The sequence below is a fragment of the Methylobacterium sp. 88A genome (assembly GCF_000376345.1).
In the GTDB taxonomy this organism is placed as follows: Bacteria; Pseudomonadota; Alphaproteobacteria; order Rhizobiales; family Beijerinckiaceae; genus Methylobacterium; species Methylobacterium bullatum.
The window spans coordinates 1,142,435-1,164,339 of sequence record NZ_AQVT01000001.1 but is presented as its reverse complement, the minus strand read 5'-3'; the positions used below and the strand labels follow the sequence as shown (position 1 = coordinate 1,164,339).

Here is a 21,905-nt window from a genome sequence, read left to right as displayed (position 1 = left end):
CCCATTCTTTTCGATGCACGATTACGCAGCGAAAAGCCGCCGAACGCATGAGGATCATGGGATGATTTTCGCATCGCGCACGTGATCCGCGCCGGCATGGCGAAACGGGGTTGCGCATCCTCCCGCTTGCCCGCACCACCACATCCGCGATGGCGACAAACCCCTCCCCCTCCGCTGCCCTGCCGATCGATGCGGCCCTGCCGGGCCTTCTCGCGGCCCTCGACGCCGGCCCATCGGCGGTGCTTGTGGCGCCCCCCGGAGCCGGCAAGACCACCCGTGTCCCGCTGGCCCTTCTCGACGCGCCGTGGCTCGGCGCGGCCGGCCGGATCATCCTCCTCGAACCACGGCGCCTGGCTGCCCGCGGCGCGGCCGAGCGCATGGCCGCCACCCTCGGTCAGCGCGTGGGCGAGACCGTGGGGCTGCGCGTCCGCCTCGGCTCGAAGATCTCGCGGGCGACGCGGATCGAGGTCGTCACGGAGGGGGTCTTCACCCGCATGATCCTCGACGATCCGGAGCTGTCCGGCATCGGCGCGGTGATCTTCGACGAGTTCCACGAACGCTCCCTCGACGCCGATCTCGGGCTCGCCCTCGCCCTCGACGCGCAGTCCGGCCTGCGCGACGACCTGCGCATCCTCGTCATGTCCGCGACCCTCGACGGGGCGAGGGTCTCACGCCTCATGGGCGATGCGCGGATCGTCGAATCCGAAGGCCGGGCCTATCCGGTCGAGACACGCCACACGGAGCGCGATCCCAACCGGCGGATCGAGGATGCGATGGCCGACGCCATCCTGCGCGCCCTGCGGGCCGATCCCGGCTCCGTCCTCGCCTTCCTTCCCGGACAGGGCGAGATCCGTCGGGTCGCGACGCTCCTCTCCGAACGGGTCGACGAGAGTACCGAGATCGCGCCGCTTTACGGCGCCCTCCCCCCGGCCGAGCAGGACCGCGCCGTGGCGCCCGCCCCGCCCGGAACCCGGAAAGTGGTGCTGGCGACCAGCATCGCCGAGACCTCGCTCACCATCGAGGGCGTCCGGATCGTGGTCGATTCCGGCCTGTCCCGCGTGCCGCTCTACGAGCCCGGCATCGGCCTGACGCGCCTCGTCACCGCCCGCGCCTCCCGCGCCTCGGTGGACCAGCGGCGCGGTCGCGCGGGGCGGACCGAGCCGGGCATCTGCCATCGCCTCTGGTCGGAGGCGGCGACCAGCGCCCTCGAACCCTTCACGCGGCCGGAGATCCTGGCCGCCGACCTGTCCGGCCTGCTCCTCGACTGCGCCGCATGGGGCGTCTCCGACCCAGCCACCCTGTCGTTCCTCGATGGCCCGCCCGCTCCCGCCCTGGCGGAGGCGCGCGCGATGCTGCGCGATCTCGCCGCCCTCGATGGCGACGGGCGGCTCACCGAGACGGGGCGGGCCTTGCGCGCCATCCCCCTCCCCCCGCGCCTCGCCCGGATGGTGGTCGCGGCGGCCGGGTTCGGGCGGGCGCGGGAGGCGGCGGATCTCGCCGCGATCCTGGTGGAGCGCGGCCTCGGGGGCGACGATGCCGACCTCTCCGTCCGCGCCGACCGGTTCGCCCGCGACCGCGGAACCCGCGCCTCCGACATGCGACGTTTGGCGCGCGGCTGGGCCGAGCAGGCCGCCGGATTCGCGGGCGCGGTGCCGACGGCCGATGTTTCCGGGGCCGGAGCGCTCCTTGCGCTGGCCTATCCCGACCGCGTCGCCCGCTCGCGGGGGCGGGACGGCGAGTTCGTCATGGCGAACGGACGCGCCGGGCGCGTGGACCCGGCCTCGGCCCTTGCCCGCGAACCCTTCCTCGTGGTGGCCGACATCGCCGGCACGGCGGCCTCCGGGCGCATCCTCGCCGCTGCCACGATCACCCTGGACGACATCGAGGCCGCGTTCGCGGAACGGATCGACTCCGTCACCCAGGTGGTGTTCGACAAGGGCTCCCGGTCCCTGAGGGCGCGCGCCTCCCGCCGCCTCGGTGCCGCGACCCTCGGCGAGCGGATCCTGCCGGTACCGTTGGATGCGGCATCGGCCGTCATCCTGGCGCGGGGCATCGCCGGGCTCGGCCTCGACAGCCTGCCCTGGACGCCGGCCCTGGCCCAATGGCGGTCCCGCCTGAGCTTCCTGCGCGCGGCCGAGGGCGAAGCATGGCCCGACCTCTCCGACGCGGCGTTGAGCGCATCGGTGGAGAACTGGCTCGCGCCGGAGATCGAGGGACGCACCGGCCTCGACGCCGTCACAGCCGACGATCTCGGCCGCTCCCTCAACGCACTCCTCCCGTGGGACATGCGTCACCGCCTCGACGCGGAGGCGCCGACCCATGTGGAGGTGCCCACGGGGTCGCGCATTCCCATCGACTACGATGCCGAGGGCGGTCCGGTCCTGGCCGTCCGGGTGCAGGAGCTGTTCGGCCTCGACCGCCATCCCGCCATCGCCGGCGGACGGGTGCCGCTGGTTCTCCACCTGCTGTCACCGGCGTCGCGGCCGATCCAGATCACGAAGGACCTGCCCGGCTTCTGGCGCGGCTCATGGAGTGCCGTGCGCGCCGAGATGCGCGGGCGCTACCCGCGCCATCCCTGGCCGGACGATCCGTTGACCGAGCCGCCGACCCGGCGGGTGAAGCCGAGGGGGACATGATGAACACGCTTGATTCGTTCGCGGCGCTCTTCGATCCGCGAGGACGGATGTCCCGCCGGAGCTATCATCGCCGATTGATCGGGATGCTGCTGCTTTTCTTCGTCTCCGGCAGCGTCGCCATCCTTGCCGCGTCGCTGGATGCGCGGTTCACGGGCCTCGCCATCGTCGGTGTCAGCGTGGCCGGAATAGCTGTCCTGCTCATGGTGGCGACGATCCGGCGCCTGCACGACCGGGGCCGGACGGGATGGTGGATGCTGCCCGACGTCATCACCACCCTGGCTGGCTTCGCGCCGCTCGAGACTCTCGCCGACGTCTATCCGTGGCCCGTGATCGCCGCCACGCTGGCCATGACCGGGTTCAACCTGTGGTTCTTCGTGGAAACCATCTGCCGGCGGGGTACGCCCGGCCCGAACCGCTACGGGCCGGAGCCCGAGCGGTAAGCGGGTGTCAGTGGACGCGCGCCCGGTCCACCACGGCGCGGGCCGCCTCGAAGGCCTCGTCCGCATCGAGTTCGGTGGTGTCGAGGAGGACGGCGTCGGCGGCCGCCTTGAGGGGCGCCGTCGAGCGTTGCGCGTCCCGCGCATCGCGGGCGACGATGTCGGACAGGATCGCCCCGAGGCTCGCCGACTCGCCGCGCCGCAGGAGTTCGAGGTGTCGGCGCCGGGCGCGCTCCTCGGCGGCGGCGGTGATGAACAGTTTCACCTGGGCCTGCGGACAGACCACCGTGCCGATGTCGCGCCCGTCGAGGACGGCACCGCTGGCACCGCCGGCGAAACGCTGCTGCCAGGCGAGCAGGGCCGCGCGCACCGCCGGGATCGACGAGATGCGCGAGGCCGCGTCTCCCATCGCCCGCTCGCGCAGCCTCGGGTCGGCGAGCCGGTCGGCGATCAGCGTCGCGGCGGCCCGAGCGGCGGCGGCGTGATCGTCGAGATTGCAGCCGGCATCGATGACGGTGAGGGCCACGGCCCGGTAGAGCAGACCCGTATCGAGATGCGGCAGCCCGTAATGCGCGGCGAGGCGCTTGGCGAGGGTTCCCTTGCCCGAGGCGGCGGGTCCGTCGATCGCGATGACCATCGGCATGGGGCTCACTCCGCGATGCGGCCGCCGAGCGCCCGCATCGTCGGCAGGAAGCTCGGGAAACTGGTGGCGATCATCGCGCCGTCATCGACGGTCACGGGTTGCTTCGTCGCGAGGCCCATCACCAGGAAGGCCATGGCGATGCGGTGGTCGAGATGGGTGGCCACGGTGCCGCCGCCACGCGCGGCGGAGCCGTCGCCCTCGACGATGAGGTCGTCGCCCTCGATCCGGTAGGTCACGCCGTTCTCGCGCAAACCATCCGCCACGGCGGCGAGCCGATCGGATTCCTTCACCGTCAGTTCGTGCAGCCCGTTCATCCGGGTGACGCCCTCGGCAAAGGCGGCGGCCACGGCGAGGACGGGATATTCGTCGATCATCGCCGGGGCCCGCTCGGCCGGCACGTCGACGCCCTTGAGGCGGCTGGCGCGGACATGGAGATCGGCCACGGTCTCGCCGCCCTCGTCGCGCTCGTTACGACGCTCGATATCGGCGCCCATCTCCAGCAGCGTCGTGATGAGGCCGATGCGCAGCGGGTTCATCATCACCCCCTCGATCGTCACTTCGGAGCCCGGGACGATGAGGGCCGCCACCAGGGGGAAGGCCGCCGAGGACGGGTCGGCCGGCACGATCACGTCGGTGCCGCGCAGGGTGGGCTGGCCCGTGAGGGCGATGCTGCGACCATGGCCGCCGGGTCCGTGAGGGCTCACGATTACCTCGGCCCCGAACAGGCGGAGCATCCGCTCGCTATGGTCCCGGGTCGCCGCCGCCTCGATCACCGTCGTGGTCCCCGGCGCGTTGAGGCCGGCGAGGAGCACGGCGGATTTGATCTGCGCCGAGGCGACGGGAGTCTCGTAGGTGATCGGAATGGCTTCCCTCGGCCCGCGAAGGGTGAGGGGCACGCGGCCGCCCTCCTCCTCGCTCAGAACCTGCGTGCCCATGCGGATCAGCGGATCGAGGATGCGGCGCATGGGGCGCTTGCGCAGGGAGGCGTCGCCGTCGAAGGTCGCGGTGACGTCCTGTCCGCCGACCACGCCCATCATCAGGCGCGAGCCCGTGCCGGCATTGCCGAAATCCAGCACGCCGGCCGGATCGGTCATTCCGCCGATGCCGACGCCGCGCACGACCCAGCGCCCCTCCCCGAGACGATCGATCCCGGCTCCGAGGGCTCTGGCGGCCTCCGCCGTGCGAAGGACGTCGTCGCCTTCGAGCAAGCCCTCGATGCGGGTCTCACCGATGCTCAGGAGACCGAGGATCATCGCCCGGTGGGAGATCGACTTGTCGCCCGGCGGCCGCAGCGCGCCGCGCAAGGGCGAGCCGGCGGAAGCGGTCAGGGGCTGCGGTTCGGAAGTGTGCGACACGGGAATGATGACTTTTCGGCTTCTGGCGCAGTCGGGCCGTCGGAGCCGACCCTTCGGCCGGCGGCGACGTCATGGGGCCGGTTACCACGCAGGCGGGGCGGCGTCATCCGACCCGTCGCGGCCTGCGTGGGGTCGAATCCGGACGCGGTTCGGGCCGAACGCGGTGGATCGCCGGCGCGGGAGCATTTGACAGGACGGTTTCACCCGACTAACGGGGCGCCTCTCCCAAATCCCTATCAGAGGTTCGCCCGTGGCCAGACCGGAACTCGGCTTGAAGCGTCAATGCATGAGCTGCGGCGCGAAATTCTACGATCTCGACAAGGATCCCGCGACCTGCCCGAAATGCGGGACCATCTATCAGGCCGCCGCGACGTCGCGCATCGCCGCTCCCGCCCTCGCCTCCCGCGCCGCGGCCGTTCCGGCTGACGACGACGAGGATACGGACGCCGAGAAGGGCGGTCCCGAGATCGTGTCCCTCGACGAGGTCGAGGCCGCCGAGGACGAAGCGGATACCACGACCGGCGACGACGACGCCGATTCGACCGACGCCGACGACACCTTCCTCGAGGAGGAAGATACCGGCGACGACGACGTGGCCGATCTCATCGACGGCGATATCGAGAACGACGAAGAAAGCTGAGGCGCGTCCCCGCCTCGCTTTGCCTGTCCCGAGGCCCAGCGCCGAAAATTCTCGGCGATGAATGCGATTAGGGGCTTGAGTCCAGGCAACGGCCCGAATATAGAACCGCCTCCGCCGGACGCCGCGAGGCAGATTGGCGGAACGACCATCGCGAGACGTGTTGCGGTGGTCCCAGAAGTGGGGCCTTAGCTCAGCTGGGAGAGCGCTTCCATGGCATGGAAGAGGTCATCGGTTCGATCCCGTTAGGCTCCACCATTTCTTTTCATCCGGTTCGCGGATGTCGCCCCGAGGGGCGCCGTCAAACGAATCGGACAAGACCAGTCTCGGTGAGGTTCACCGAAGATGACGACATTCGCGAGACGGCGTCGCGATTGTCCTGGAATGTGGGGCCTTAGCTCAGCTGGGAGAGCGCTTCCATGGCATGGAAGAGGTCATCGGTTCGATCCCGTTAGGCTCCACCATTCACTTTCAGCCGCCTGCCCATCCTCTCCAGGGCCGTGTGTCGTCCCGCCCCGACCACTGACTTTCCAAGATCGCCGGCAAGGCCGTTGTCCCTCCCTGGTCGATGCTGCCACGCGCGTTCCCCGGAACACCGATGCGTCTTGGCATCGCGAATGCCGCGGCTTGTGGGGTGATAACTCTACCGCGCGGAATGGTGTCGCCCTTCGAAATTCAATCGTGCGTATGTCCGGTCGCAAGCTCGATTGCGGAAGACGTCGGCTCTGATCGGTCCATCGAGATCATCCTGCCCGATACGGGAAGCTTTGACGTGAGGGAGATGCAGAGCGACCTGTTCGTCTTCGGCGCGTGACGGGTGCGCCTCGGCCCATGGGCTTCGTGAGCGGGCAATCCGCTTGCCCCGCCCATCGGTCGGGCAGGGACGTCGCCGCCCCGCCCCGGCATAGGCCTCGGATACCCGTGTCCGATGCCGATCACGCCGCGATGCGTGGCGCGACCGGCCTGTGGGAGACGATCCCGCTCAGACGATGTGGAAATCCTGGTACGTGAGCGCGATCGGGTGATCCAGCACGGCGAACGTCACCGCCGAGGCGCTTCCGCTGCCGTCCTTGTCGTAGGACAGGGTCCCCGTGCTGCGGTCGTAGAGGATGCGGTCGCTGGAATCCGCCGAACCGGTGGAGAGATCCTTGAACGCCGTGGCGGCCAGCGTGCCCGTGGGCAGGACCGGGGCGACCGCCTTCGCGATCTCGATCGTATCGGCGGTCTCGAAATCCGTGATGTGATCGACGTTGGCGGCGGAGAAGGCGGTGCTGAAGCGGAACGTGTCGCTGCCCGCTCCGCCGGTGAGGACGTCCTTGCCGAGCAGGCCGTCGAGCCGGTCATCGCCGGCATTGCCCACGAGGGTGTTGGCGACCTTGCTCCCCGTGATGGCGTCGGCGAAGACCGAGCCGAGGACGGCTTCGATGGAGGTCAAGGTATAGGTGCTGCCGAAGGTGCCGGTCGCGGTGCCGGCGCCGAGATCCACGATGGCGCCATTGACGGCGCCGAAAAGGTCGTCGTTCCGGAAATCGAGGGTGTCGATGCCGGACCCACCGTCGATCGTGTCGTTTCCGGCGTGGCCGGTGAAGCGGTTCGCAAGGCTATCGCCGGTCAGGTGGTCGTCGAACTGGGTGCCGACGATGGCCTCGATCCCGATCAGCTTGTCGGTGGTGCCGAAGCCGTCCGTCGCCGTGCCGGCCGCGAGATCGACCGTGACGCCCGAGCCGCCGCCATTGTCGACGTCCCTGTCGTAGCGAACCTCGTCGAAGCCCTTGCCGCCGTTGATCGTGTCGTTACCGCCGAGCCCGTAGAACCCCTCGTAGGCGGCGCTCGCGGCGTTGCCTCCGGTCAGGATGTCGACATATTGCGTGCCGCGCACGACCTCGATGCTGATCAGCGTGTCGTGGTTGCCGAACCCGTCCGTGGCGGTGCCCTTCGCGAGGTTGACGGTCACGCCCTGGAGCCCGCCGAAGCTCGCGTCCCTGTCGTAGCGGGCCGCGTCGTTGCCACCGCCGCCGTCGAGGGTATCGTCACCGGCGAGGCCGATCAGGCTGTCGAAGCTCCGGTCGTTCGTGTCGTTGCCGTGCAGCTTGTCGGCGTATCGGGTTCCACGCACGCCTTCGATGTTGCTGACCGTATCGGTGGTGCCGAACCCGTCGATGGCGGTCCCCGCCGCGAGGTTCACGGTGACGCCGCTGTTGCCGCCGAAACTGGCGTCCTTGTCGTAGCGCAGTTCGTCGTAGCCCGAGCCGCCATCGATGGTGTCGTTCCCGCCGAGGCCGAGGAAAAAGTTGTTCGCGCTGTTCGGGTCGGTGTCCCCGCCCGAGAGCTTGTCGTCATAGGCGGTGCCTCGCACCGATTCGATGTTGCGAAGCGTATCGACGGTCCCGAACCCGTCGACGGCCTTGCCGGTGGTGAGATTGACGGTGACACCCTGCGTGCCGCCGAAGGCCGCGTCGCGATCGTAGCGGACCTCGTCGAAACCGCTGCCGCCGTCGATCACGTCCTTGCCGGCGAGCCCGTAGAAATACTCCCCCGTGATGTCCAGGGCGACATTGCCTCCCGTAAGCTTGTCGGCGAGTTGCGTTCCCATCACCGCTTCGATGGAGATCAGCGTATCGGCGCTGCCGAATCCATCCGTGGCCTTGCCGGTGGCGAAGTTGACGATGACGCCCTTCGTGCCATTGTTCCGAAAATCGTTCGCATAATTGGCGATATCGAATCCGGCGCCACCGTCGATCCGATCCTTCCCGTCGAGGCCGGAGATGACATCGTCGCCTGCCATGCCATTGATGGTATCGCTCTGGCCGAGCGCATCCAGGTAGCTGTCGTTACCGGGTGTGAGATTGACCACCGACATGTTCGCCCCGCCGTCAAATCAATGATTCGTGTTGAATTCGAAGTGTTCGAAAAGGAATGGCGGGTGTTGATACCCCGGTCGTGTCCGAGATCAAATAGTCTTTGTGCGACGACGCAGTGATGGCCGTCATCCGGACGTGGGAAGATTGGAGGTTGGTCGTCCGGGCCGGGGTATTGCTCGGCTGCCCATGCCGGCCTTCGGCGCGGCCCTCCATCCCCCGGCACAGCCCTGTCGGAGGCCGGCGATCCCGCTCCGCGTGACGATGCTGCATGACCGGCGCTACGGCGACGGCGTGTGCAGGCAAGCGCCGCATGATAATCCGGGGTCATGACGCGTCCCGCAACACCGCTCGCCCTCACCTCGCGCTCCGCTTCGGACGCCGAGGCGCTGATCGAGACCCTGAGCACACGGCTCCTGAACGGCGACAGCGCGACGACGGTGCTGGAGGGCTGGTGCGAGGAGCGTCGGCTCGCGTCGGAGGCCCGTCTGGTGGCGACGCGGGTTCCGGGTCCCGAACGGCTCCCGAGCCCGGTGCAGAGCCGGCGGCTGGCTTTGTCCCACGGAGAGGCGGTTCGCTACCGGCACGTCCGCCTGAGTTGTGCCGGCTACGTCCTGTCGCAGGCCGAGAACTGGTACGTCCCGGCGCGTCTGACGACGGAGATGAACCTGTCCCTCGACAGGACGGAGGCTCCCTTCGGCCGGGTGGTCCACACCCTGTTCCCGAAACGCCGAAACCTCCGGCTGCTGAGATTGTGGCCGCGGGATGCGGGTGTTCCCGGCCCGTCGGATCTCGTCTTCGCCATCGAGGCGATCCTCTCGGACCGGTCGGGGCGTCCGATCTGCGAGGTCAGCGAGACCTATACGGGCGCCATCCTCGCCAGGGGCGAGGTCTAGGCGAGCGGCTCACTCGTCGAGGCGGGATTCCGGGTCGAGCTTCGACAGTTTCAGCAGGTTCTGGCCGTAGGCGGTCTTGGCGAAGAGCTCGCCGCGGGCGATCAGCTGCGCCTTGTCGATGAAGCCCTGGAGATAGGCGATCTCCTCCAGGCAGGCGACCTGGAGGCCCTGCCGGTTCTGCAGCGTGCGCACGAACTCGCCCGCCTCCAGCAGGCTGTCATGCGTCCCCGTATCGAGCCAGGCATAGCCGCGCGACATGCGCTGCACATGGAGTTCGCCGAGGTCGAGATAGGCCTGGTTGACGGATGTGATCTCCAATTCGCCGCGCGCCGAGGGCTTCACGGCGGCGGCGATGTCGAGCACCCGGTTGTCGTAGAAGTAGAGGCCGGTCACGGCCCATGGGCTTTCCGGCTCCGTGGGCTTCTCGACGATGCGCAGGGGCCGTCCGTCACGGTCGAGGGTGACCACGCCGTAAGCCTCCGGGTGGTCCACGTGATAGGCGAAGATCGTCGCGCCGGTCTTCCGTTCGCGCGCCTGTTTGAGCATGGCGCTCATGCCCGAGCCGAAGAAAAGGTTGTCCCCCAGCACGAGGGCGACGTCGTCCGTGCCGACGAAGTCGCGACCGATGGTGAAGGCCTGGGCGAGGCCTTCCGGGCGCGGCTGAACGGCGTAGCTGAAGGAGAGGCCGAACTGCTCGCCGGTGCCGAACAGACGCTCGTAATTGCCGAGATGCTCGGGGCTCGAAATGATCAGGATCTCGCGGATGCCGGCGAGCATCAGCACCGAGACCGGATAATAGATCATCGGCTTGTCGTAGACGGGCAGCAGCTGCTTGTTGATCGACAGGGTCGCCGGATGGAGGCGCGTGCCGGACCCACCGGCGAGAACGATGCCCTTCATGACTGTGCCTCTGCTGAATGATGCGCGGGGCCGACAAGCCGGTCGAGGATGTCGTCGAGGGCCGCCTGCCAGGGGCGCGGCGCCAGCCCGTAGGCCTTCGTCAGGCTCTCGGTGGACAGTTCCGAATTGGCGGGCCGCCGCGCGGGCGTCGGATAGGCGCTGGTGGGGATGCCGTTGACCGGAACGCTCCGTCCGCCGCGTGCGGCCGAACCGGCGACGATGGCTTGCGCGAAACCGTGCCAGGTGGTGGCGCCCGCATTGACGAAGTGATGCGTGCCCGTGGGCGCGTCGCTGTCGGCGGAAAGACGCAGGGCGATGTCCGCGAGGGCGGCGGCGAGATCGGCGGCGGAGGTCGGGCAGCCGCGCTGGTCGTTCACCACGTTCAGCGCATCCCGCTCGGCTGCGAGCCGCAGCATCGTCTTCACGAAGTTGCCCCGGTGCGGGCTCACGACCCAGGCGGTACGCAGGATGGCGTGGCGCGGATTGGCGGTGCGGACCGCCATCTCGCCGGCGGCCTTGCTGGCGCCGTAGACGCTGGTCGGACGGATCGGCGCGTCCGGCGCGTAGGCGCCCGATGCGGCGCCGTCGAAGACGTAATCGGTGGAGACGTGGACGAGGGGGATGCCCCGCCGCGCCGTCTCGGCCGCCAGGATGGCGGGGGCCAGGGCATTGAGGCGCCAGGCTTCCACCACCTCCGACTCGGCCTTGTCCACGGCGGTGTAGGCGGCGGCGTTCACCACCGCCCCGATGGTGCGCTCGGTAAAGATCCGCGCCACGGCTGTGGCATCGGTGACGTCGAGTTCGGTACGGGTCGGGGCGACGAGGGTCACGCCCGCGCCCCAATGCCGGGAGGCCTGCAGTTCGGTGCCGACCTGGCCCGCTCCGCCGAGGATCAGGATATCCATCTCAAGCCTTCGTCGCTTGCGTGCCGAGGCCGAGGCGCTCGCCGGTATAGCGGCCCTCGCGGATCGGGCGCCACCACGCCTCGTTGTCGAGATACCAGCGCACGGTCTCCTCAAGCGCTTCCTCGAAGGATTTGGTGGGGGTCCAGCCGATCTCCCGCTCGGCCTTGCCGGGGTCGATGGCGTAGCGCCGGTCGTGGCCCGGCCGGTCGGCGACGAAGGAGATCAAGCGCTCGTGCGGCCCATGCTCCGGCCGCAGCCGGTCGAAGGCGGCGCAGAGAGCCTTCACCACGGCGAGGTTGTTGCGCACCGAGCGGCCGCCCAGGAGATAGGTCTCCCCGAGGCGGCCCCGTTCCAGCACCGCCACGAGGCCGCGTGCGTGGTCCTCCACGTGGATCCAGTCGCGCTCGTTGAGGCCGTCGCCATAGACCGGCAGGGGCCGGCCTTCGAGGGCGTTGAGGATCATCAGGGGGATCAGCTTCTCCGGGAAATGCCGGGGGCCGTAATTGTTGGAGCAGTTCGTCACCAGAACCGGCAGGCCGTAGGTCTCCCCCCAGGCCCGTGCCAGATGGTCGGAGGCGGCCTTGGAGGCCGAATAGGGCGAGCGCGGGTCGTAGCGGCTGTCCTCGGTGAAGAACCCGTCCGGCGGGAGCGAGCCGTAGACCTCGTCGGTGGAGACGTGGAGGAACCGGAACGCCGCCTTCGCTTCGCCGCCGAGGCTTTCCCAGTAGGTACGGGCGCCATCGAGCATCACCTGCGTGCCGACGACGTTGGTGCGGATGAAGGCGCCCGGGTCGGTGATCGAGCGGTCCACATGGCTCTCGGCGGCGAGATGCATCACCGCGTCGGGCCGGAACTCGGCGTAGAGGGCGTGCACGGCGGCGGGATCGCAGATGTCGCCGGTCACCAGCCGGTGCCGCGGATCGCCGTCGAGGGGCGCCAGCGAGATCGGATTGGCCGCATAGGTCAGCGCGTCGAGGGTCGCGACCTCATGGCCGAGATCCTGGACGAGGTGCAGGACCAGCGCCGAGCCGATGAAGCCGCATCCGCCCGTGACCAGAATGCGTTGGGATTTGGCCATGTTCATAGATCCTGGTGGTCACGCATGGGCGGTTCGGTATCGCGTCGTTCCGACGTGCCTTCGCCGAGGGGGCGGGCGGTACTTCAGAACACCGCGCCCAGATCGGCGAAGGACGGTGCCACGCGGTCCTTGTCGGACAAGACCGCCTCGTCCTCGCCGACCGGCCAGTCGATAGCCAAGTCCGGATCGTTCCATGCCAGATTGCGGTCGTGCTCACGGCTGTAATAGGTCGACACTTTGTAGGCGACCATGGTGTCGGGTTCCAGGGTGCAGAACCCATGGCCGAAGCCCACCGGGACGTAGAGTTGTTCGCCCTCGGCGGCGTCGAGCCGGACGGCGACATGCTGTCCATAGGTCTCGGATCCGCGCCGCAGGTCGACGGCGACATCGAGGATGGAGCCCGACAGGACGCGCACGAGCTTGGCCTGGCCCGCCGGTGCGAGCTGGAAATGCAGGCCGCGAACGGTCCCGCTCTGGGCGGAGAAGGATTGGTTGTCCTGCACGAAGGCGTCGGCGATCCCGGCACCGGCCAGGACATCGGCCCGGAAGGTCTCCGAGAACCAGCCCCTGTCGTCGCCGAAGCGATTGGGCACGACCCGCTTCACCGCGGGAATCCGTGTCTCGACCACACGCATCGCGATTCTCCATTCAACTTCGGCGGCTTCTAGGCGCGTGCCGGGACGCCCTGTCAAGGCATGCGGCTGCGTATCGGGTCGGTCTCCACCCTGCGCTTGCCCCTCCCATGCCGGAGGGCTAACTCCCGCTTCCCGCGAGGCGGGGCCGCCCCGGCGGCCGCCGGAACCGTTCGAGAGGACGAAGGATGACGATGAAGTTCACAGCGATGCCAATGCGATCCGCCGTGGCCGTCATGGCCCTGATCGCGATGACGGGAGGGGGCTTCGCCCAAAAGGGGGCCGACCCGAGCGGGGTCTGGCTCACCGAGAACGGGGATTCGAAGGTTCGGATCGCGCGCTGCGGCGGTGGCTATTGCGGTACCCTGGTGAGCGTGCCGGGCAAGGGCCTCGATTCCAAGAACCCGGATGCCTCGCTCCAATCCCGCAGCCTGATCGGCGTCCAGATCATGAACGCGGCGACCCCGTCCGGGGACGGCTACGAGGGTTCGCTCTACAACCCCAACGACGGCAAGACCTATTCCGGCAGTCTCACGGTCAAGGGGCCGAACGTGGTCGAAGTGGCGGGCTGCGTCATGAGCGTGTTCTGCAAGCGCCAGACCTGGAAGCGCGTCAACTGACGGAGAGCGCCTGGGCGATGGCGTCGATCGCCGCCTGGGCGCCGGTTCCCTCCGGGCCGCCGGCCTGGGCCATGTCGCGGCGTCCGCCGCCGCCCTTGCCGCCGAGATGCCCGGCCCCGGCGCGGACGAGGGAGACCGCGTCGAACCGGTCGGTCAGATCCTCGGTGACGCCGACGACGAGGCCGGCCTTGCCGTCCGGCGACACGCCCACCAGGGCGACGATGCCGGAGCCGATGCGGCTCTTGCCGGCATCGGCGAGACTCTTCAGGTCGCGCATCTCGACGCCCTCGACGACCTTGGCCATCAGCTTGACGCCGCCGACCTCGACGATACCGTCGTCGTTCCCCGACGAGCCGCCCATGGCGAGCTTCTTCTTGGCGTCCGACAATTCGCGCTCCAGGCGGCGCCGCTCATCGATGAGCGCGCTCAGCCGCTCGGGCACATCGGCGCTCTGGACCTTGAGGAGCCCGGCGATCTGGCCGAGGGTGCGGCTCTCCTCGGCGTGGTGACGGCGTGCCGCCCCGGCGGTGAGGGCCTCGATGCGGCGCACGCCCGCACCGACCGCGCTCTCGCCGAGCACCGAGATCTGCCCGATCTCGCCCGTGCGGCCCGCATGGGTGCCGCCGCAGAGTTCGATGGAGAAGGCCGGAAGCCGGCCCTCCTCCGCGAGTTCGCCCCGATCGTCGACCGGGCGTCCCATGGAGACGACGCGCACCTCGTCGCCGTATTTCTCGCCGAACAGGGCGCGGGCGCCTGAGGCGACGGCCTCGTCCTGGGCCATCAGCTTCGTCACCACGGGCGTGTTCTGCAGGAGCACCGCATTGGCGATGTCCTCCACGGCGCGGAGCTCGGCCTCGTCCATGGGTTTGGGATGGCTGAAATCGAAGCGCAGGCGCTCGGCCGAGACCAGCGAGCCCTTCTGGGCCACATGGTCGCCGAGCACTTGGCGCAGGGCCTCGTGCAGAAGATGGGTGGCCGAATGGTTGGCGCGGATCGCCGACCTGCGGGCGTGATCGACGGTGAGCTCCGCTGCCTGCCCCAGGGTCAGCCGCCCCTCGTCGACGGTGACGTGATGCACGAAGAGATCGCCGAGCTTCTTCTCCGTGGCGGTGACCCGCGCGGTCAGGCCCGACGCGGTCAGGCGGCCGGTATCGCCCACCTGACCGCCGGATTCGGCATAGAACGGGGTCTGGTTGAGGAGCACGAGGCCGGTCTCGCCGGCCGACAGGCTCTCCACCTCGGCCCCGTCGCGCAGGAGCGCGGTGACGATGCCCTCCGCGCCCTCGGTCTCGTATCCGAGGAACTCCGTGGCGCCGACGCGCTCCTTGATGCCGTACCAGACCGTCTCGGTGGCGGCCTCGCCCGAGCCGGTCCAGGCGGCGCGGGCGGCTTTGCGCTGGCGCTCCATTGCCTGGCCGAACGCGTCGGTGTCGACGCCGATGCCGCGGGCCTTCAGGGCGTCCTGGGTCAGGTCGAGGGGGAAGCCGTAGGTGTCGTAGAGGGTGAAGGCGGTCTCGCCGGACAGGTTCTGGCCGGAGACCAGGGTGCGGCTCTCGGAATCGAGGATGGCGAGGCCCCGCTCGAGGGTGCGACGGAAGCGGGTCTCCTCCAGGCGCAGGGTCTCCGAGATCAGGCTCTCTGCGCGTGTCAGTTCGGGATAGGCCTGCCCCATCTCGCGGACCAGGGTGGGGACCAGGCGGAACATCACGGGCTCGCGGGAGCCGAGGAGTTCGAGGTGGCGCATGGCCCGGCGCATGATGCGGCGCAGGACGTAGCCGCGGCCCTCGTTCGACGGCAGCACGCCATCCGCGATGAGGAACGAGACGGAACGCAGATGGTCTGCGATGACGCGGTAGGAGGCGACGTTGCCCACCTCGGGAGGACGGCCGACGGCGTGGCTCACCGCATCGATGAGGGCCTTGAACAGGTCGGTGTCGTAGTTGCTGGTGACGCCCTGGAGAATCGCCGCCATGCGTTCCAGGCCCATGCCGGTATCGATGGAGGGGCGCGGCAGAGCGAGGCGGTTGCCCGGCTCGATCTGCTCGTACTGCATGAAGACGAGGTTCCAGAATTCCAGGAACCGGTCGCCGTCCTCATCGGGAGAGCCGGGAGGACCGCCCTGCAGGCCAGGGCCCTGATCGATGAAGATCTCCGAGCAGGGTCCGCAGGGGCCTGTATCGCCCATCTGCCAGAAATTGTCGGAGGTGCCGATGCGGATGATCCGGTCGTCGCCAAAACCCGCGATCTTTTTCCAGAGATCGGCCGCATCGTCGTCATCCGCATAGACGGTGACGAGCAGCCGGTCCTTCGACAGGCCGAATTCCTTCGTGATCAGGCTCCAGGCCAGTTCGATCGCCTGCGGCTTGAAATAATCGCCGAAGGAGAAGTTGCCGAGCATCTCGAAGAAGGTGTGGTGGCGGGCCGTATAGCCGACATTGTCGAGGTCGTTGTGCTTACCGCCGGCGCGGACGCATTTCTGCGCCGTGGTGGCCCGGTTGTAGGGCCGCTTCTCGACGCCGGTGAAGACGTTCTTGAACTGCACCATCCCCGCATTGGTGAACATCAGGGTCGGGTCGTTGCGGGGGACGAGGGACGACGACGGCACCACGGCGTGGTCCGCCTTGGCGAAATAGTCGAGGAAGGCCGACCGGATCTCGTTGACGCCGCTCATCGTGAAATGACTCTGTCGTGCGCTTTGGGCCGTCGAGACGACGACCCGAGGCTTCTTCGTGGCTTGCGCCCTCATAAGGAGGCCGGACCGTCGAGTCACGCCCGGTTCGCGACGGTCGGTTTCGCTTTCTGCATCGCGCAGGCTGGGAACGGTCCGCCGCGTCCATCACGGATCCCGAAGCTCGGCCTTCCGAGGATCGCCCATATGCCGGTTGAAATTCGCCTTCTCGCCTTGTCCTGCCTGCTCGGCCTCGTCCACATCATCATCGCCGCCGGCGCCGCTCTGCGCCAACGCGGATAGCTCGCCTGGAAAACCAGCAATCGCGAGGGAACCGCACCGGACCTCACCGGAGCCGCTGCGCGTCTTGAGAAGGCGTCGAAGAACTTCTTCGAGACGTTCCCGATCTTCGCGTCCCTGGTCCTCGCCTGCGCCGTCACCGGACGGCACAACACGGCGGTGGTGCTCGGCGCCTATCTCTAGTTATTCGCGCGCCTGATCTACCTGCCGATCTTCGGCTTCGGCATCCCGAAGGTGCGCACCGCCGTCTGGAGCGTGGCGATCCTCGGCATCCTGTTCGTGCTGTGGGGCCTGATCGTTATGATATTGCCATATTAGGCAAAGACTTGAACCAGAGCATTATGCAGGGAGGTTGCTTTGACGGCCTCCATGCATCTCAATGGCAATTTTGTTGATCTCAAGTGCCGACGTACATTTCATCCTGCGACGGTTCTGGGCTGGACCAGTCCAAAGGTTCGGACATACTCCAAAGCTGCGCCCACTCGCTAAGGTAGGATTGGCAAATATCCGTATCTTCAATTAATACAACGTTCTCACGACTTTTGACTGCGTTGTGGGAGAGGTTGAATGAACCAGTGACCACACACTTAGGCCACATCACTAAGCCTTCATTTCTTTCTCCAAATATCAAAAATTTATGATGCATCCGTGGAATTTGATGAGCATTCGGGTCGTTTGCAAAACCCATGCATCTGACCGCATCGCCACCATGATAGTAGTTTCCGCGATTGTCGAATAGCCAACTCTGGACTGTGCTGTTGTATTGTGGGTGAAATTCCTGTTGTCCGGGATAGCTTTCGGTAAAATCTCCAGCGTCAAACGGGGTCAGATTATTGTAAAGCGAGCGAATTTTAAGCCGCTGCTGAGAATAATTCGGAAATCCGATGTCTTTGCGAAGAAAGTCTTCTTTTTGTACGGTAATTGCAACACGTGGTGATTTGGCAAGGGCCGACAGAATCTGAGTATTTGTTAGCCAGGCTACGGCGCCTACGACAACTTCATGGCGTTCACTGAGCTCGACAAAAAGCCTTTCAATGCCATCAAAATAAGTCGTGACCTTAGCCGATGTACTTGTCGCGGAATGGTTTTGGAGTGCACGATAGGAAAAGTCTTTCGCATCGGATTTGCGATTACTACTTGGTGACTTCTCACGAATAAATTTTTGTGAAAGTTTGTTGAGATCACGTATATTTTTCACAAAATTACCTCAAGAAGCAATAACTATCGCGACCTTATTTGCAGGAATTCGGGTGTTGATTGCAATTTCAGAGAAAACCGCCAAGCCAGATCCTTGGCTGCTTTCTCTGAAATTCATACTCGTCAGCCTAAAATTCTAGGCCTCGCCTTCGTCCAGATCGTCCTCGGTGGGCTTGGCCGTCTCGAGGATCTTGTCTGCGAGCAGGCCGGAATTCTGCCGGATCGCCGCTTCGATCTTGTTGGCGATGTCCGGATTATCGCGCAGGAAGCCCTTCGAGTTTTCGCGGCCCTGGCCGAGGCGCTGGCTCGCATAGGAGAACCAGGCGCCGGACTTCTCCACGATCCCGGCCTTCACCCCGAGGTCGATGAGCTCACCGACCTTGGAGACGCCCTCGCCGAACATGATGTCGAATTCCACCTGCTTGAAGGGCGGGGCGACCTTGTTCTTGACGACCTTGACGCGGACCTGGTTGCCGATGGCCTCGTCACGGTCCTTCAGGGTCGAGATGCGGCGGATGTCGAGGCGCACCGACGCGTAGAACTTGAGCGCATTGCCGCCGGTGGTCGTCTCCGGGCTGCCATACATGACGCCGATCTTCATCCGGATCTGGTTGATGAAGATGACCATGCATTTGGAGCGCGAAATCGAGCCCGTGAGCTTGCGCAGGGCCTGGCTCATCAGGCGCGCCTGAAGGCCGGGCTGGCTGTCGCCCATCTCGCCCTCGATCTCGGCGCGGGGCGTCAGCGCCGCCACCGAGTCGACAACGAGCACGTCGATGGCACCCGAGCGCACCAGGGTGTCGGTGATTTCCAGGGCCTGTTCGCCGGTATCGGGCTGCGAGATCAGGAGATCGTCGAGCTGCACACCGAGCTTGCGCGCATAGACCGGATCGAGGGCGTGCTCCGCGTCCACGAAGGCGCAGACTCCGCCCTTCTTCTGGGCTTCGGCGATGGTGTGAAGGGCAAGGGTGGTTTTGCCCGAGGATTCGGGGCCGTAGATCTCGATCACCCGGCCACGCGGCAGGCCGCCGACGCCGAGCGCGATGTCGAGGCCGAGCGACCCGGTGGAGACGGTCTCGACCTCCGCCACCTTATCGTTCTTGCCGAGCCGCATGATCGAGCCCTTGCCGAAAGCACGCTCGATCTGGGACAGCGCGGCATCGATCGCCTTCGCCTTGTCCTTGTCCACCATCGGGGAATCCACAACTTTCAGCGCGGGCTGGGCCATTCGTCGGCATCCTTATGCATGGGGAGAGCTCAAGGCTCAATGTGCCTCGGATGCGAATGATGTACTTGTTTTGTTCTTTTTTCGCAAGGTGCCGGGTGCCGATTTCGCATCATTCGGTGGGAGAACGTCGCCCTAACGGGCGATCGTCTCCTTCACCGTTTCCACGAGCTGCTTGAGGCTGAAGGGCTTGGGCAGGAAATTGAAATCCTCGCCCTCGGGGAGGTTCTTGCGGAACGCGTCCTCGGCATAGCCGGAGACGAAGATCACCTTCAGGTCCGGGCGGTGCTTGCGCAATTCGCGCAGCAGCGTCGGACCGTCCATCTCCGGCATCACCACGTCGGAGACGACGAGGTCGATGGTCTGGTCGACATCGCTGATGAGGGCCAGGGCGTCGAGGCCGGAGGCGGCTTCCAGAACCGTGTAGCCCCGTGCCGACAGGGCTCGACTGTTGACCGCGCGCACCGGATCCTCGTCCTCGACCAGCAGGATCACGCCCTGCCCCGTATGATCGGGCGAGGGTTTGCGCGGGGCGGATTGCCCGCTGCCGGGCTTTTCGACGTCGCGTGCTCCCCGGAGCCGGCTGGCGGCGATCTCCGCGTTGCTCTGCGGGGCGGCGGATGCGAGGGCGGGATCGGGGGCGGGCTCGGCGGCCGGTTCGTGACGCGGCAGGTAGATTCGGAAGGCCGTGCCGCTGCCAACGGTCGATTGCACGTCGATGGTGCCGCCGCTCTGCTTGACGATGCCGAACACGGTGGAGAGGCCGAGGCCGGTCCCCTTGCCGATGTCCTTCGTGGTGAAGAACGGCTCGAAGATCTTCTCCATCACGTCGGGCGGGATGCCCTCGCCGGTATCCAGCACCTCGATCAGGACGTGGTCGCCCGCCGGTGCGCCGGGCCGGCGCTCGGTGTTCTCCAGTCCTTCGAGGATGTTGGCGGTGCGGATCAGCAGGCGGCCGCCATTGGGCATCGCATCGCGGGCATTGACCGCGAGATTGACGATGACCTGCTCGAACTGGTTCACGTCGGCCTTGATCGGCCAGATGTCGCGCCCGTGCTTGAGGTCGAGGTCGACACGCTCGCCGAGCAGGCGCTTCAGCAGCAGCGTCAGGTCGGACAGCGCCTCGCCGACATTCATCACCTCCGGTCGCAGGGTCTGGCGCCGCGAGAAGGCCAGCAGTTGCCGCACCAGGCTGGCTGCCCGGTTGGCGTTCTGCTTGATCTGCATGATGTCCTGGAAGGCCGGATCGGTGGGCCTGTGGCTCGCCAGGAGCAGGTCGGAATAGCCGATGATGGCCTGGAGGACGTTGTTGAAGTCGTGTGCGATGCCGCCGGCGAGCTGGCCCACCGTGTCCATCTTCTGGGTCTGGGCGATCTGCTGTTCGAGCTGGCGCTGCGCCGTGGTGTCGAGGGCGTAGAGGATCACGCGCTCGCGGTCGGCCTGGGAGGACCCGTCCTCCGCAGCCGCGGTGTCGCCGCCGGCCGGGCTGAGCCAGACCCGCGCCGAGCGATTCCCCGGCCCCGCCAGTGCGACCTCAATGGGTTGCACCTCGATGGTCCCGTCGGCGGCCTTCACCAGGGCGCTCTCGAGGGCGGCCCGGTCGCGGTCGACCAGGGCCTCCCACATGGTCGGCTCGGTGCCGAGTTCGCCGCGCCCGTCCGGCACGGCCTGGCGCGGCGTCCCGCCGAAGAGCCTGGCGAAGGACGCGTTGGCGCGCGCGATACGCCCGGTGGGGTCGAGGGTCGCGATGGCGATGGGGCTGTTGTTGAGGAAGCGAGCGAGCCGCACTTCGGCGGCGCGCTGCGGCTCGTCGCTCTCGGCCCCGGCCGAGCGGTTGAGTACGAAGGTGCGTGACGGCCCGGGCTTGCCGTCCTGGCCGAAGGCCACGCGGTGATAGAGCCGGGTCGGCAGGGGCTGGCCGTTGCGGCGCCGCAGGTCGAGGTCGAAACGGTCCGTGCGGACCTCGCCGGGTAGTCCCTCGGTGGCGGTGAGCACATCGGCGCTGGGCGCGATATCGGGCAGGCGCAGGCCGCCCGAGCCGACCGTGGCGAGGTCGTAGCCGAGCCAGAAGGCCAGCGTCGCGTTCATGTAGACGATAGAGCCCGACGGATCGATGGAGAGGAAGCCGGCCGGCGCATGATCGAGGTAATCGATCGCGTGCTGAAGCTCCTGGAAGACGTTCTCCTGGCGCTCGCGCTCGTGGGTGATGTCGGTGACCGTCCACAGGGTCGCCGGGAGCCTCGGCCGCTCCACCGCCCGCACGGCGATGCGGAACCAGGCGAAGGCGCGCTCGGTCTCGCCCTGGGGCGGGGGCGCCATGCGGATCTCCTCCACATGGCCGCGCCCGTCATGGGCCGCCTGGGCGAGGCGGTAGACCGCCTCCGATACGTCCGGCGAGCCGACGAAGACGCGCTCCACCGGCCTGAGGTTGGAGAAGGTCTCCCCGCCGGAGATCCGCAGGTAGGCCTCGTTGGCGTAGATCAGGCGGCCGCCATCCTCGACGACGATGGCGCCTTCGGGCGAGGCGTCGACGATGGCCTTGGTGATGTCGTCGCGGCCGGTCTGGCCCGCGAGCTGGAGCGCGCCGATCGCCAGGGCGAACAGGCAGAACACGCCCGCCATGGCGAGCAGGGCGAGAAGACCCAGGATGAGCGGCTGCGCCTGCTCGTTGGCGACGAAGGACAGGCCCACCGCCGCGCCGACGAGAAGTCCGGCCAGGACGAGGAGCAGCCCGACCCGCCCAGGCCTTTCCGACCGGTCGATGGCGCTCGACACCGGTTTCGTTGGTCCGCTCACCTCAGCCATCTCGGCGCCATTCCACCCTCGAGCGATCCCGGTTAGCGCCCAGGCCGCGTCGGCAGCAAGGGTGTCCGCCGGACGTTAGGGACAAGTCTCGTCAAAAAAGGTGCATAAAGCGT

17 protein-coding genes and 2 tRNA genes are annotated in these 21,905 nt (G+C 67.4%); 8 read left to right on the top strand and 11 right to left on the bottom strand.

The annotated features are described in order from the left end of the window. Positions 1–149 precede the first annotated feature (149 nt). Both hrpB and A3OM_RS0105505 read left to right on the top strand, forming a co-directional pair. Positions 150–2,636 (top strand): ATP-dependent helicase HrpB, encoded by a 2,487-nt coding sequence (gene hrpB, locus A3OM_RS0105510; protein WP_026175743.1) that lies wholly within the window; start codon positions 150–152, stop codon positions 2,634–2,636. Next, on the top strand, positions 2,633–3,076 hold the full coding sequence (locus tag A3OM_RS0105505; protein ID WP_018042730.1) for a DUF805 domain-containing protein: 444 nt from the start codon (positions 2,633–2,635) through the stop codon (positions 3,074–3,076). Before hrpB ends, A3OM_RS0105505 begins: the two co-directional genes overlap by 4 nt. Before the next feature lie 7 nt (positions 3,077–3,083). Here the strand turns inward: A3OM_RS0105505 and cmk are convergent, their stop codons facing one another. Further along, positions 3,084–3,716, bottom strand: coding sequence for a (d)CMP kinase (gene cmk, locus A3OM_RS0105500; protein ID WP_018042729.1), 633 nt, complete (start codon positions 3,714–3,716; stop codon positions 3,084–3,086). 5 nt (positions 3,717–3,721) lie between these two features. Further along, positions 3,722–5,071 (bottom strand): 3-phosphoshikimate 1-carboxyvinyltransferase, encoded by a 1,350-nt coding sequence (gene aroA / locus A3OM_RS0105495; RefSeq protein ID WP_018042728.1) that lies wholly within the window; start codon positions 5,069–5,071, stop codon positions 3,722–3,724. Positions 5,072–5,321: 250 nt separating this feature from the next. Between aroA and A3OM_RS0105490 the strand changes: the two genes are divergently transcribed. The 4 genes from A3OM_RS0105490 to A3OM_RS25700 all read left to right on the top strand — a co-directional run bounded on the left by A3OM_RS0105490 (position 5,322) and on the right by A3OM_RS25700 (position 6,522). Continuing rightward, positions 5,322–5,711, top strand: coding sequence for a TIGR02300 family protein (locus A3OM_RS0105490; RefSeq protein ID WP_026175741.1), 390 nt, complete (start codon positions 5,322–5,324; stop codon positions 5,709–5,711). A gap of 179 nt (positions 5,712–5,890) precedes the next feature. Continuing rightward, a tRNA-Ala gene (locus A3OM_RS0105485) sits at positions 5,891–5,966 on the top strand. Positions 5,967–6,096: 130 nt separating this feature from the next. After that, a tRNA-Ala gene (locus tag A3OM_RS0105480) sits at positions 6,097–6,172 on the top strand. Positions 6,173–6,306: 134 nt separating this feature from the next. Further along, complete coding sequence (locus A3OM_RS25700) at positions 6,307–6,522, top strand: hypothetical protein (protein ID WP_156465605.1); 216 nt, start codon at positions 6,307–6,309, stop codon at positions 6,520–6,522. A gap of 168 nt (positions 6,523–6,690) precedes the next feature. On the opposite strand, the gene A3OM_RS0105470 is transcribed toward A3OM_RS25700, so the two are convergent. Then, positions 6,691–8,568, bottom strand: coding sequence for a calcium-binding protein (locus A3OM_RS0105470; protein WP_018042725.1), 1,878 nt, complete (start codon positions 8,566–8,568; stop codon positions 6,691–6,693). A gap of 327 nt (positions 8,569–8,895) precedes the next feature. On the opposite strand from A3OM_RS0105470, the gene A3OM_RS0105465 reads away from it, so the two are divergent. Beyond that, the gene (locus A3OM_RS0105465) at positions 8,896–9,462 is read left to right on the top strand and encodes a hypothetical protein (protein ID WP_018042724.1); all 567 of its coding nucleotides are present in this window, start codon (positions 8,896–8,898) and stop codon (positions 9,460–9,462) included. Between the two features lie 9 nt (positions 9,463–9,471). Here A3OM_RS0105465 and rfbA read toward each other — a convergent pair whose 3' ends face one another. From rfbA to rfbC, 4 genes are all read right to left on the bottom strand, one after another. Beyond that, entirely contained in the window at positions 9,472–10,362 is an 891-nt protein-coding gene (gene rfbA, locus A3OM_RS0105460) for a glucose-1-phosphate thymidylyltransferase RfbA (protein WP_018042723.1), read from the bottom strand. Then, positions 10,359–11,267, bottom strand: coding sequence for a dTDP-4-dehydrorhamnose reductase (rfbD, locus tag A3OM_RS0105455; protein WP_018042722.1), 909 nt, complete (start codon positions 11,265–11,267; stop codon positions 10,359–10,361). The genes rfbA and rfbD overlap by 4 nt, the downstream gene beginning before the upstream one ends. A gap of 1 nt (position 11,268) precedes the next feature. Further along, complete coding sequence (rfbB, locus tag A3OM_RS0105450) at positions 11,269–12,345, bottom strand: dTDP-glucose 4,6-dehydratase (RefSeq protein WP_043764471.1); 1,077 nt, start codon at positions 12,343–12,345, stop codon at positions 11,269–11,271. A gap of 83 nt (positions 12,346–12,428) precedes the next feature. Next, positions 12,429–12,980 carry a dTDP-4-dehydrorhamnose 3,5-epimerase gene (gene rfbC / locus A3OM_RS0105445; protein WP_018042720.1) on the bottom strand — a complete coding sequence of 184 codons (552 nt, stop codon included), beginning with the start codon at positions 12,978–12,980 and terminating at the stop codon, positions 12,429–12,431. Positions 12,981–13,192: 212 nt separating this feature from the next. Here rfbC and A3OM_RS0105440 point away from each other — a divergent pair, with 212 nt between their 5' ends. Further along, entirely contained in the window at positions 13,193–13,597 is a 405-nt protein-coding gene (locus A3OM_RS0105440) for a DUF2147 domain-containing protein (RefSeq protein WP_198290847.1), read from the top strand. On the opposite strand, the gene alaS is transcribed toward A3OM_RS0105440, so the two are convergent. From alaS to A3OM_RS0105415, 4 genes are all read right to left on the bottom strand, one after another. Then, a complete protein-coding gene (gene alaS / locus A3OM_RS0105435) occupies positions 13,590–16,268 on the bottom strand; it encodes an alanine--tRNA ligase (RefSeq protein ID WP_018042718.1) in 2,679 nt (892 codons plus the stop codon). The genes A3OM_RS0105440 and alaS overlap by 8 nt on opposite strands. A gap of 694 nt (positions 16,269–16,962) precedes the next feature. After that, positions 16,963–17,763, bottom strand: a complete 801-nt coding sequence (locus A3OM_RS25695) for a phospholipase D-like domain-containing protein (protein ID WP_157196435.1) — start codon at positions 17,761–17,763, stop codon at positions 16,963–16,965. Positions 17,764–17,898: 135 nt separating this feature from the next. Beyond that, entirely contained in the window at positions 17,899–18,990 is a 1,092-nt protein-coding gene (recA, locus tag A3OM_RS0105420) for a recombinase RecA (protein WP_018042716.1), read from the bottom strand. Between the two features lie 132 nt (positions 18,991–19,122). Beyond that, positions 19,123–21,792 carry a response regulator gene (locus A3OM_RS0105415; RefSeq protein WP_026175739.1) on the bottom strand — a complete coding sequence of 890 codons (2,670 nt, stop codon included), beginning with the start codon at positions 21,790–21,792 and terminating at the stop codon, positions 19,123–19,125. Positions 21,793–21,905 lie beyond the last annotated feature (113 nt).